Here is a 12,904-nt window from a genome sequence, read left to right on the forward strand (position 1 = left end):
ATGCGGGTACTGATCGTTAAAACATCCTCAATGGGTGATGTGCTTCACACGCTCCCCGCATTGACCGATGCCGCACAGGTTATTCCCGGTATCCGTTTTGACTGGGTGGTGGAAGAGGGTTTTGCCCAAATCCCGTCCTGGCATGCTGCGGTTGATCGCGTGATCCCGGTCGCGATTCGACGCTGGCGCAAAGCGTGGTTTTCCGCGCCGATCGCTGCCGAGCGCAAAGCTTTTCGCAAAGCTGTGCAAGCAGAGCATTATGATGCCGTTATCGACGCGCAAGGTCTGGTGAAAAGCGCCGCGCTGGTCACCCGGCTGGCGCATGGCGTTAAACATGGGATGGACTGGCGCACCGCGCGCGAACCGCTGGCAAGCCTGTTTTATAACCGTCGCCACCACATTGCAAAGCAGCAACATGCCGTGGAACGAACCCGCGAACTGTTCGCCAAAAGCCTTGGTTATGTGAAACCGCAGATCCAGGGTGATTACGCCATTTCTGACCATTTTGCCGTGGCAGAAACCGCGCATGCGCCGTACGCCGTTTTCTTACATGCAACGACTCGCGACGATAAACACTGGCCGGAGAGCCACTGGCGACAGTTGATAGCGCTGTTGGCGAAGAGCGGTTTGCAGATAAAACTGCCCTGGGGTGCTCCCCATGAAGAAGCACGCGCTAAACGGCTGGCTGAAGGGTTTGATTACGTTGAAGTATTACCGAAGTTGAGTCTTGGAGAGGTCGCGCAGGTGCTTGCGGGTGCGCAGTTTGTGGTATCCGTGGATACGGGCTTGAGTCATTTGACTGCGGCGCTGGATCGACCAAATATCACGTTATATGGCCCGACCGACCCAGGGCTAATTGGCGGGTATGGGAAAAATCAGCATGTATGTCGCGCAATCGACCGGGATTTAGCCCATTTAAATGCGGATACCGTATTAAGTGAAATTGAAAAATTAATTTAAAGGAAATTCAATGTTAGTTTCTTTAACGCAGCAAAACTGGAAGGGATATTGCGCTAAAGTCTCTTCCGTTCTGGAAAAAGCGACATTTTTCTTTAGCGCAGCCGCGTTACTGGTTGCGATGGTTGATAATAATTTCAGTATGAAGCTGTTCAATATCTGCGGCATTATGGCAGTGTTGACACTGATATTAAAAGCAAAATCAAACAGTATTAATTGGAAAGTGGCTGCCTTACCGGGATCCATTCTTTTTATCGGCATTATTAATTTGATTTGGTACGAAGTATTCAAAGCCGATAATTCACCATTCAAGGCAACATACCATAACTATATTAATACGGCGCGAGTGTTTATTTTTGGCGCGTTTATTGTCTTTTTGGCTGCCACGTCAAAATTGAAATACAAAAACACCGCCATTCTTTATCTGCTTTATCTTATTTCTTTCGTTATTTTAGGCTATGCGGCATATCAGAAATTTGCCGTTGGAATGGAAAGAATCGATTTTGGCATAGGCTCTTCAACGGGCGCAGCCTACTCTATCATGCTCATTGGGCTTATCAGCGCCATATCCATACTTAATACGCCTAAAAGTCATCCGTTTTTATTTATAATAAATGTGGCCGTGGTTTTTGCTGCGTTGATGTTAACGCAAACGCGCTCATCGCTCCTTATTTTCCCAGTGATTTGCTGCATTACCATCGTCACCTATTACCTTGAAAATCCGAAGAGACTGTTTCTGGCAATATGTGGATTTCTGGTTCTGCTGATTGTTCTCGGATTGGTTTTCAGCCAGCCGATAGCGAAACGCTATAATGCTGCGGTCAATGATATTGACTTATATCAGCAAGGCTCAGGCAATACCTCCCTCGGAGCCCGTCTTGCTATGTATGAGGCCGGCATTAACTTATTCGAGGATTCGCCATTAAAATGGCGATCGGCTGAAGAACGCTCGAAAAATGTTTCGCAAATGATAACTCAGGATAAAACGTTAAGCCCTGTGCGCTTATTTACAAATATCCATTTACACAACGAGATCATTGAAAGTGCGTCGCTAAAAGGAATCTTTGGTGCGCTTTCTATTGTGGCTTTTTACGTTGCGCTGCTGTTTTCGGTCTATTATTTCAAATCGTTAGGATTGTTTGCTTATTCACTGGCGATTATTGGCACTGGCTTAAGTGATGTGATTATTTGGGCGAGAAGTATACCGATTATTATAATTTGTGGAATAGCGCTTTTACTATTATTCAATAAACAACGCAGTGAATAATAAAATAAATATTGGCCACTCGCTGTGGCCAATATTATCTCTGCATAAATACTTTTTCCAAAGCTTCCAGTAAAGTGCGATTGTCAATATCGCTGACAAAGCATGTCGGCGAAATAATTTGCAGAGCATTGGGGCTATTTGGCGACCAAATTAATGGCGAAGGGTATTCCGGGTTACGTGCTTCTGGATAGAGAGCAAGCATAGGGCGGTTGTAAGCGGCTGCGATATGCACCAGAGCAGTATCAACGGATACAACGTACTCACAGAATTTGGTGAGTGCGACGGTATAAATAAAATCCTTATGCGGCAGCGTTTCTTTATCGTGCACAGGTATTAACGGTAAATCGTCTGGATGCCCCGTATAAATAATTCTCAGCTCAGGGTAGTGCTCGCTTATCCAACTATGCACAAGGGTTATTTGCTCTGGCGTGAGCCTGCAAATCTTTTTCGCACCTAATGGATTGATCATCACGACTTTCGAGTCACCGATGAACGCTTTTACTGACGATTCAATATCCGCAGGAACCGACAGGTCATAACTATAATCAAAGCCTGTATCGCTCCCAAAAAGCTGCTTCGCAATCACCTGTGTGCGTGTCGACATATGTTCTTTCAGGTTTTCATCGTGCGGGTGATAACGGGAATAATAACGTTTATACCATTTATCAAATCCGAGAACGTAAGTGTTATGAAAACCCGAAAGGAGTAGCGAATGATTAAAACAAGGAAAAGTCTCGAAGGGATCTAATACGACATCAAACTGAAACTTCTTCAGCTCGTTACGAAGTTTCAATGTATCAGCGACACTGTTTGATTTTTTGATAATAAAGTGAGTGATATGCGGATGCGATTTGAGAAACGCATGCCCAGCCCCACAGGATACGATAGATAATTTAATATTTTTATTTGCTAATATCCGATAGAGTGCGCTGAGAACGATGAGATCACCAATTTTGCTATTGTCATGAATTAGCAAACAGTTTTTTACGGTTGCACCATCGATAAACGGATCATGTTTATTTTTAAAAAGAAAAGAAAGAATATTTATTTTTATGAGATTAATTAGATACTTTTTTTTCTTGTGGAATGTTCCAAGGCGCATTTTTCGTACCGATAAAAGAAGTTATAGATTCGAAGAGACTAGTTAGCAAAAGTATTCGCGTTACGATCGAAATTTATACCTTCATTAAATTTATTATCGTTCCGATAAGATAACTTGTCCATCTCGTCAGATTTAATAAAGGGAATAATATCGCGGCTGATAGCTGTATCATCCGACAAATTATAAATATTAATATCAGTAACTTTGTCTCGCATAAATTTAAAGAAAGGAACTATTTTATGTAAATCATTGCTAAGCTCAGATGGCATTGGGTTAGTAATTTCATCATAAAAACGACGGCAGGTATTAGTCAGATCCAGACCTGAACATACAATCGCAGTGTACTGAAGTGAGTACGCAATTTGAATTGCTGTATAAGCAACCGTATGGCAAGAACAATATCCCAACGCAATATCTTTACTGAAGCCAACCAAACGCGCTTTTTTGGACCATGGAACATCGATTAGTAAGCTTTTGTGTAATCGAGACTTCAATGAAAGTCGCAATTTTTTGAAAAAACCACCTTTTTCACGTTTATAGAATGCCTGTAAAATCAGGCAATTCTCACGCAAATATTTCTTATCTTCTTCTGATGCCTCTGCATAAACATCCGTATTTATAATCGTAAAACGACTATTACGGCTGAATCTGTAAAAGTCATCGCGCCTTTGCAACAAAAAGCGTGCATCAGTCAACGTATAGATAAATGGCGTAACACCATTATCGATAAGATAGGCTGCCGATCCGTTAACAGCGATGATGTCTCTATTTCGTAAAAGAGAGAGCGGAGTCTTCTTTGATGTCGGTCCCGACAGGAAAATCACCACATCGTCTGATGTTCTGTGTTTTATCAGGCGTTCAACACAGGCGTGTGTAATATATTTTATATTGTTCATAAGGAACCTATTGGGATTAATGCATATTAATAAACAAAGTTATTAATATGGTTACTTCATATACTGGGTAGAATTGTAAGATACTATTAGCCTAAACAACAATTAGCGGCTTGCTATATCTAAACGATATAAATACTTGCTAACGAATTTGTTTCCCTTTGATCTTACGAATAAAGTTTCTAAATTTTTTCTTATAGATAAATTGATAGTAACCAACATCTTTGGTGGTATTGACAATGCCATAGTGCCGTTCTAAATCGATTCGATCTTTTGCTTTTCTGAGTGAGGAGGGGGACTTTCCTGATAAATCGATAATACGAACCTCGCCGTTCTGTATTATAAAGTTTCCTTTGTGTGGATCACCGGAAACCATACCATTCTGATGTAACGCTGATATCGAAGCCTTTATTTTTTGTTTTAATTCATCGTCTATAGCTTCGTAATCAGCAAGTTCAACGCCTTCAATATACTCGATCAACATAATATATGAATGCGTGAAACGAAAGGTTTTCTTTGCCGCTAACAGATAAAAATCATTAATGATATTTACACCATTTTTCCGCATACGATCCGTTTGGTGAAATAACGCTTCATAATAATCGCCTTTAAAAATAGACTTGAGGAAGCGTTCAGTCCTCTTCTCTTTTGGAACGAATATTTTTAATATGAATTTTCCATACTGTGTATCAATCAGCAACACTTTCGTATCATCAATACTACGAAAGACTTTTAAGATATTTATATTATACGAAAGGAAATCATTAAATATTTTTAGATAGTTTTCACCACCATTTTTTTTGGTAAAAACTTCATAATCTCCAACTGTGTATTTGTCATTCATAAAATAAACCAACGCTTGTTTTAATTTTGATAAAGAGAATATTTTCTTAATAGATATTGAAAACCAGCGATAAGCCCTGCGTAGTATTTATGCTGGATTAACAGGTGCTTATATCTTTTTTTGAATTCAATAAACGTTCTTGCATCACGAGGAGGCTGATCCTTCCATGGTGAAGCAGCCAAAGCCTGTTGATAATAGACAGTTGATGGATAAGTTGCCCATTTATGCCAGGGTTTAGTGGCGCCGGTATAATGTATCAGCACGGTGTCATCGTGAATAAGCTGTTTATATTGCTGGTGAGTACGATCTTTCAGTTCACTTTTTATAGTGTAAATCGTATTAAACCTACTCGGCAGGTAAAGTACTTTATCTTTTAATAGTACATTCAGTACATCCTGATCTGGGTACTTATATTTAATTCCTTTACTGTCATCGTTCAGGAGAATTGAGAACGTGCGGTTAGTCAAATCGTTACGAACCCACTCCTTGAGATTCGCTAATACAACACCTGAGTTGAAGTAATTATCTTTTATACCAGGATCTTTAAGCCTTTCTGCCGCTTTATTTTGCATCGAATCAACATCTCTGACAACTGCGGCAGCAACATCTTTCAAATTACAGGCAGCCAACTCATCCAGTCGGCCTTTGCAAAAGACGTCAGCATCCAGATACAGTAATTTATCAAGTTTATTACTGAAATATTCAAAGGCAAATAATCTGAAGTACATTGCCCGTGACCATACTTTGGTACTGGGAAGATCCGCAAGACATTCTGAATTTATCAAATAGAGGCTGATTTTAATTTGATATTTTTTCGCGAGACTGGCAATTCGTTCAAGAAAGCATGCATCGTACTCATCACAAATGATATGGTACTCAATATTGATATTGTTATTTATCACAATTGAAGTTATTGAGACACCGACCCAATCAAGGTAGTTTCGGTCAATACCATAGGCGATGTCTAACGCGTTTGTTATATTTCTATCGCTATAATCATAACGTTCAAATTCTGTAATTTTGATTGCGGGAAATGAGTCCACTGCATCACCTATGTGTTTTTTTAGTTTGTGATTTTCTTTTGAAAATAGAAAAGATAACTAACCATCCCTTTAATAAACTTCTTTTGATGCAGCATGTGCTTCGCACAGTATCGATATTGGTTAGCATTAGTCGGCTTTAACAATTTGTCATTCTTCCATGGCGAATGGCTTTTTGCCTTGAGAAAACTCTGAGAAACCTCATAATCAGCCCAGTCATGCCACGGTTTTGTTGGCCCAATATAATGAATAAATACGGTATTCTCCGTGACAGGATTTATTGCACTCATTTTCAGTTCATAATTAATGCTATATTGCGTATTAAATTTCTTATCGATAAATTTAGCCTTGCCCACCAGCAACATGTTCAATACATCTTGATCAAGATGGGTGATTTTGCTTACTACTATAGGATCACGTAGCATTTCGATGGCATTATGTGAAATATTATTTTCCATCCAGCACGGAATATTAATCAATAAAAATCCGGCATTGAAATATCCATTCACTAAACCTGGCTTGTCGAGGCTTACGGAGCGTTTTTTCCACCATTCTGCTTCGCCTTCTGCCACAACAGCAGCAATTTGTTGTTCGGCAAATTCAAGATCTATCAGTTCCTGTATATTTCCTTGACAGGCAATATCGGCATCGAGATACAAGACCCGATCCGTTTTACCCGAAAAGTAATCCGCAATAATAAAGCGGAAATAGGTTGCGTAAGTCCAGTTCTTGGTGCTGGGCAGGCTTTTTAGCTTATCGCAATTAACCAGATAGATAATGATTCTGGATTGGTACTGTTCTGCTAAAGCCGAAAACTTCGCATTGTCACTTTCGGTTATAAAGTCGGTAAAGACATGAAACGTTATTTCTTTGTTTTTATTACTTAACAAAATCGAAGCAATTGAAATACCACAACCATAGAGGAAATTCTTATCGATGCCATAAGAAATATTAAAGGAGCTGATATCTGAATCAGGAAAATAATTATAATCTTTAATTGAAAGAATCACTTCTTTCTCATCAAAATAAGTTTGGCTCATTTATCACTCTGCTTCATGACGGAGAGGATTGCCTCTCGCATAGTCCGATTATACGTATCACTGTAAAATTGCGTTATAGAGTGCTTAACGCTCTCGGGTTCAAATACGCTGCGATGATCAGTTATCTGTTGCAATAATCCAACGAAATGTTCTATATCTCCTGCCGGGTAAAGATAACCATTTATCCCTTCATGAATAATATCTTCCGGCCCAGCAACACAACGTGAACTAATACAAGGGATCCCCCAGGCCATCGCTTCGAGTAACACCATTCCGAAGCCTTCAAATGCAGAGGTGAGCAGTAAGGCAGATACCTTTTTTATATCATTCCTGACCACTTCCCAGGGATTTGCCTGCCAGCCATGCCACGTTATGCGATCATCGATGTCCAATTGGTGCGCATAAGCCTGACACTGTTCAAAATCAGACCCGTCTCCGATGGCATGTAAATGCCAGCGGCCTTTTACCTTTGAAAGGCCATCCAGCAGATCTTTAACCCTTTTCTGCCCTTCAAATTTCATACGCCCGACATATAAAAATGTCGCTTCTTCATCCCTATTCGGCGCAAGTATCGTGCCTATTTGAGGCGAAACGGGATTGTAAATCACACTGATTGTGTCTGCTGGCACACCGCGATCGAGCATCTGTTTTTTAATCCCGGTGCTAATCGCAAGGTGATAATCAGCATAAGTGATGCACTCGGCATGCTTTTTATGATCCAACGAAAAATGCGGCCATGAAAAAAGCGGGAACTGTTGTCCACTTTTTATGCGCGCTTTATTCGCCAGAAGACAAGAAAGCACATCGACACAAATCACGGCATCCGGCTTTTTCTCTTTTAACCAGCGCGCGAAATTTCGTATATGAATCGCCCGGCGTACAAAACTTATTTTGAAATTTGAGAAGGAATAAGCAGCAGTGATTCCTTTCAGCCAGGACTTATCCATTCTGTCGTTACGACAGAAAAAGAACATTTCGCATTCGGCGAAATTGTCAGCGTCCTGAAATGAATGAATGACCGCCTTGATCACGGTTTCCATACCACCGAAACCTGAAACGGCCTCGCCAACAAATGCAATTTTCATTGAGTCATCACTTGTCTGTTCATAGAGACTTACGGTCAGTTCTCTCGCGGATTTTTTCCGCTTTCGCTTTCGCTTTTTCTAATAACCCCGTCTCTTGCTTAATGATTTCCCGTGGCGATTTAGCAAAATAGACGGTGAGAAAACGCCAAATATCCCGCTGTGTCAGACCTATATTCAGTGAGGAAAAATAGAGTCCAATCAGGTCTTTATCCCGCCAGCGCTGCGGAACATGAGCGCGCATTTGGGCACGATGCAGATCGATTACCGATATTTTCAGCGTCTCTTCGTCACCGTTGAAAGGCAGATGCAGCAGAAAATGGCAGATATAACAGTCGCGATGGTTTACGCCAGCCTGGTGCATCTTGCGAACCATGGTCGCGATACGCTTGATGATCATGCGTTTGATTCGCGGTTCTGGCGGATGGGTCAGCCAGTCGGCACAATAATCTTCCAGGCTAATCGTCGGCGTTAAATCTTCAGTAATAATAAAAGAGGTTTTATTGATAGGATTTACGCCCTTTTCACCAAACCCCACGCCATGCATCGTATCCACACCCGCATCATGCAAACGGTGAATGGCATTCCACTCCCTGTCTGCACCCAGCACGGGTAAACGCAGCGAAAGGAGATTTTTCACCACCTCTTTCACCGCCGTTCCCTGGTGCCACTTCAGGAAATAACTTTTATCCGCGAGTTCAAAGCGCAGGGTGCGGCGTGTTTCGAGCTGGCGAAAGACCTCCCCCTGCAATTTTTCAACTTCAGCAAATGCATCTTTTCCCCGCCAGAGTGTTGCCAGCGGCTCTTTCAACTCAACCATGCACTTCACCCGTAATAATATCCGCCGCTTTTTCCGGCAGACTATAGAGATCATGAGTATCTGCGAAATGTCGCGCCTGCTCCGCCCACTCGTTGCGTATTGCTTTGTCTTGCAAGGCCACTCGCAATGCATCGTTCAGGGCCATCTGTGAATAAGGCTCATTAATTACCACGCCGCATTGTGCTTGCGTGATGTAATGCGCATAGCCACAGACCGATGTGGTGAGCACCGGTAAACCCGCCGTTATCGCCTCAAGCAGTACGATGCCTGCCGCTTCCTGGTAGGCGGGGTGTATTAGTAAATCCGCGCCAGCCATCAGTTCCGAGACATCATTGCGACCCGAGAAGAAGCGTACATTTTCTTTAATGCCCAGTTTGTCCGCCTGGGCAGCAAAACGTACCGGCTTATCTTGGCCCACGACAAACAGCAGCGTATTTTTCCTGATCGCTTCAGGCAAAGCGGCAACGGCAGCAATGCTTCTGTCGACACCTTTGCGGCTAAAATCAGAACCTACTTGCAGGAGCCAGTGTTGATGTTCGGCAATACCGTTTTTATCGCGGTAGATTTGTCGGCTGTTCGGTATTTGCTGGCTGTATTTGCGGTCAGGATAAATACCCGGCGGCAATATATAAAACCGATCGGATTCAGTTTGATAATGCTTTTGAAAGTCGCCGATTTGCTTATCCGTCAACATCAGCAATTGCGTCGCTTTCCCTTGTTCGAAGGTGGCGCGCTCAAACGCAGCATAATGGCGGTAACGGGACGTCAGACGGTAAAAGAAACCTTTTTCCTGCACGACTTTTTCGGCATAACACACATCCGCCGCATAGTAGACGTCCAGGCCAGGCATTTTGTTAAAACCAACGACCCGATCAACCGGATGCTGCGCCAGATGCGCCTGCACCCAGGCATAATATTCGGCATTGCGCCCATGGTTTGTACGCGATTTCACTGGCACGCGAATAAGCTCGAAATTTTCCGGCTCGTCGCCTTCCCAGGATTGCGTGTAGACCCTGACATGATGCCCGCGTCCTGCCACGGTTTCTGCGATACGCAGAAAATCGCGTTGCAGGCCGCCGAACGGGAAATACTTATATAAGCAGAAGGCGACAATCATGATGAAGCCCCCATAGCCGCAGCGGAAAAGCGTTGCGGAAGCATCTTTTCCGTTGCAGCAATAACATCTTCGGCCGGGATGACGGACATGTATTTTTTATTTCTGTCCAGATCACGTCGTGCTGGCATCGTCTGATAATTTCCCGCCCAGAACTGGATAATGTCGTTGCTCCATGGCCGCCAGAATACGTGGTCGGTCGCACCAAAGAGGCAAATAATCGGCGTTTTTACCGCAGCGGCAATGTGTCCTGGAGCCGAATCAACCCCAATAAACAACGCAGCGTGATCAATCAACGCGCCAAGTTCCGGGAAACGCGTTTTACCCGCAAGCGTGGTGACCGGTTTTTGCTTACACCCGTCAGCGATATCTTTAATACATGCGAGATCATCTGCGCCCGGACCGGATGTCAGGACAACCTGATAACCGCGGGCTTGCAACGCATCAATAACCTGGGAGAATTTGTCGTTATCCCAGCATTTGAATAGCTGCCGGGCCGTGGGTTGTATCACGACATAATGCTCACCCACCTCAGATTCATTCAGCGCGTTGCGCATACGCTGCCAGTGTTCAGACGCGTAGCTCATGGTCGTTTCACGGCAATAATCTGTAATACCCAGCGGAGCAAGCGCCGACAAATTACGCTCCACGGCGTGTTCACCCGCAAACGGCGCGAGGTGCGTGAAGCTTTTTTTCCAGAACGGCGACTGCCGGTTGGCAAAATCCTGCGAGATTTTCACTTTAGCCGCCAGGCATCTCACGAGCAGCGCCACGATGTGTTGATCTGTCAGATTGACAATCAAATCGTAATCATTCTTGCGTAAGTGGCTAACCAGACTGAAGAAATTCTGTATCTTCTCCTTTAGCGATGCCCCTTTATTGCTCACGCCGTAAAGCGCATGAATCTCCGTGTTTTCGGATAAAATCGGCATCGTGTCTTTATACAGCAGCATATCGATGTTCGCGTCAGGATAATGACGTTTCAACGTACTGATAACCGGCGTGGTCAGCAGCATGTCTCCGTGAAAACGCATTTTTATGACCAGAATTCGCTTAAATGGCTTTTCCACAATCGGCTTTGGCTCTTTAGGAAATGGTATCCGGAAAAAAAGACTGGCACGCTACCGCCCCAGGCTCGACAGCTACCTGAACACTGATATTGCGTACTTATAGATCTTTTATTGTACCACTTCTTTCCCGCCGATCCGATATCAAGCACTTTTCGGCAATTCTTTCAAAAAAGAGCCTTAAATCAAAGAGATGAAAGCAAGCGCTTTTACCTTACGACAGAATCAGTGGTCTCCCGAAACATCAATAAAATAGATAAGAATGCAAAAAAACATGGCTGGCCGATATTATTGATGCGATAAGAGGCCAATTTAGCTGATTTCGGCAAAAGTAATAGCAATGGCTGTGCTAAATACTTAAAATCCCCAGCACATTCCTAAGCCAGCAAAGTACTATGCTCCAATTGCTCTACACCACATTGCTGTATCTTATTCAGCCGCTGATTTGGGTGCGGCTGTGGGTGCGTGGTGCTAAAGCTCCGGCTTACCGCAAACGCTGGGGTGAACGCTACGGCTACTATCGTAAGCCGCTGAAAGCCGGCGGTATTATGCTGCACTCAGTGTCCGTCGGTGAAACCCTCGCCGCCATTCCTCTGGTACGCGCCTTGCGTCACCGTTATCCCGATCTGCCGATTACCGTTACGACGATGACGCCGACAGGATCGGAGCGTGTTATGTCCGCGTTTGGCAGCGATGTGCAGCATATTTACCTGCCCTATGATCTGCCCGGTGCGTTGAACCGCTTCCTTGATAAGGTTGACCCCAAATTGGTGCTGATCATGGAAACCGAGCTGTGGCCAAACCTGATTAGCACGCTTCACAAGCGAAAAATCCCGCTAGTGATTGCCAATGCGCGCCTTTCCGCGCGTTCTGCTGCCGGTTACGCAAAGCTGGGCAAATTTATCCAGAACCTGTTACGCAAAATTACGCTGATCGCCGCGCAAAACAGCGAAGACGGCGAGCGTTTTATTGCACTCGGAGCAAAACGGAACCAGCTTACTGTAACCGGGAGCCTGAAGTTTGATATCTCGGTCACACCGCAACTCGCTTCCAGAGCTGTCGCTCTGCGCCGCCAGTGGGCTCCTCATCGCCCGGTCTGGATTGCGACAAGTACGCATGAAGGCGAAGAGAGCATTATGCTGGTTGCGCATCAAGCCTTGCTAAAACAGTTTCCTGATTTACTCTTGATTCTGGTTCCACGTCATCCTGAACGTTTCCCGGACGCTGTAAATATGGTGCGCGAAGCCGGTTTGAATTACATCACCCGCTCTTCTGGCGAAATACCGTCAGCCAGTACGCAGGTCGTGATTGGCGATACTATGGGCGAGCTGATGCTGCTTTACGGCGTTGCAGACCTTGCGTTCGTGGGTGGTTCACTGGTTGAAAGAGGCGGCCATAATCCTCTTGAAGCTGCTGCCCATGCTATCCCTGTATTGATGGGGCCGCACACGTTCAACTTTAAAGATATTTGCGCGCGATTGTCACAGGCCGATGGTTTGATAACGGTGCCGGACGTGGATGCACTGACCAAAGAGATCACCTCTTTGCTAACTGATAAAGATTACCGTAATTTCTACGGTCGCCATGCAGTGGAAGTCCTCTATCAGAACCAGGGCGCTTTGCAGCTTCTGTTACAACTGCTGGAACCCTATCTGCCACCTAAAGCGCAATAAGGTCA

At 44.1% G+C, this 12,904-nt stretch carries 12 protein-coding genes; 3 read left to right on the top strand and 9 right to left on the bottom strand.

Annotated features, from left to right (window positions below):
• Together rfaC and Q5705_06195 are read left to right on the top strand one after the other, a co-directional pair.
• On the top strand, positions 1 to 960 hold the full coding sequence (rfaC, locus tag Q5705_06190; protein WLI78137.1) for a lipopolysaccharide heptosyltransferase RfaC: 960 nt from the start codon (positions 1 to 3) through the stop codon (positions 958 to 960).
• Between the two features lie 10 nt (positions 961 to 970).
• Entirely contained in the window at positions 971 to 2,224 is a 1,254-nt protein-coding gene (locus tag Q5705_06195; GenBank protein ID WLI78138.1) for an O-antigen ligase family protein, read from the top strand.
• A 34-nt stretch (positions 2,225 to 2,258) separates the two neighbouring features.
• Here Q5705_06195 and Q5705_06200 read toward each other — a convergent pair whose 3' ends face one another.
• The 9 genes from Q5705_06200 to rfaQ all read right to left on the bottom strand — a co-directional run bounded on the left by Q5705_06200 (position 2,259) and on the right by rfaQ (position 11,229).
• On the bottom strand, positions 2,259 to 3,326 hold the full coding sequence (locus tag Q5705_06200) for a glycosyltransferase family 9 protein (GenBank protein WLI78139.1): 1,068 nt from the start codon (positions 3,324 to 3,326) through the stop codon (positions 2,259 to 2,261).
• Positions 3,327 to 3,364: 38 nt separating this feature from the next.
• Positions 3,365 to 4,222, bottom strand: a complete 858-nt coding sequence (gene waaZ / locus Q5705_06205; GenBank protein WLI78140.1) for a 3-deoxy-D-manno-oct-2-ulosonate III transferase WaaZ — start codon at positions 4,220 to 4,222, stop codon at positions 3,365 to 3,367.
• 139 nt (positions 4,223 to 4,361) lie between these two features.
• Positions 4,362 to 5,063 (bottom strand): lipopolysaccharide core heptose(II) kinase RfaY, encoded by a 702-nt coding sequence (gene rfaY / locus Q5705_06210; protein ID WLI78141.1) that lies wholly within the window; start codon positions 5,061 to 5,063, stop codon positions 4,362 to 4,364.
• 20 nt (positions 5,064 to 5,083) lie between these two features.
• Positions 5,084 to 6,106 (bottom strand): glycosyltransferase, encoded by a 1,023-nt coding sequence (locus tag Q5705_06215; protein WLI78142.1) that lies wholly within the window; start codon positions 6,104 to 6,106, stop codon positions 5,084 to 5,086.
• A 20-nt stretch (positions 6,107 to 6,126) separates the two neighbouring features.
• Entirely contained in the window at positions 6,127 to 7,143 is a 1,017-nt protein-coding gene (gene waaO, locus Q5705_06220) for a lipopolysaccharide 3-alpha-galactosyltransferase (GenBank protein WLI78143.1), read from the bottom strand.
• Complete coding sequence (gene waaB / locus Q5705_06225) at positions 7,140 to 8,228, bottom strand: lipopolysaccharide 1,6-galactosyltransferase (protein WLI78144.1); 1,089 nt, start codon at positions 8,226 to 8,228, stop codon at positions 7,140 to 7,142. The genes waaO and waaB overlap by 4 nt, the downstream gene beginning before the upstream one ends.
• Before the next feature lie 19 nt (positions 8,229 to 8,247).
• Positions 8,248 to 9,045 carry a lipopolysaccharide core heptose(I) kinase RfaP gene (gene rfaP / locus Q5705_06230; GenBank protein WLI78145.1) on the bottom strand — a complete coding sequence of 266 codons (798 nt, stop codon included), beginning with the start codon at positions 9,043 to 9,045 and terminating at the stop codon, positions 8,248 to 8,250.
• Positions 9,038 to 10,162 carry a glycosyltransferase family 4 protein gene (locus Q5705_06235; GenBank protein ID WLI78146.1) on the bottom strand — a complete coding sequence of 375 codons (1,125 nt, stop codon included), beginning with the start codon at positions 10,160 to 10,162 and terminating at the stop codon, positions 9,038 to 9,040. The genes rfaP and Q5705_06235 overlap by 8 nt, the downstream gene beginning before the upstream one ends.
• Positions 10,159 to 11,229 (bottom strand): lipopolysaccharide core heptosyltransferase RfaQ, encoded by a 1,071-nt coding sequence (rfaQ, locus tag Q5705_06240; protein ID WLI78147.1) that lies wholly within the window; start codon positions 11,227 to 11,229, stop codon positions 10,159 to 10,161. Before rfaQ ends, Q5705_06235 begins: the two co-directional genes overlap by 4 nt.
• Before the next feature lie 392 nt (positions 11,230 to 11,621).
• Here rfaQ and waaA point away from each other — a divergent pair, with 392 nt between their 5' ends.
• Positions 11,622 to 12,899, top strand: coding sequence for a lipid IV(A) 3-deoxy-D-manno-octulosonic acid transferase (gene waaA, locus Q5705_06245; protein ID WLI78148.1), 1,278 nt, complete (start codon positions 11,622 to 11,624; stop codon positions 12,897 to 12,899).
• Positions 12,900 to 12,904 lie beyond the last annotated feature (5 nt).

This window comes from Kosakonia sp. H02, from assembly GCA_030704225.1.
GTDB lineage: Bacteria > Pseudomonadota > Gammaproteobacteria > Enterobacterales > Enterobacteriaceae > Kosakonia.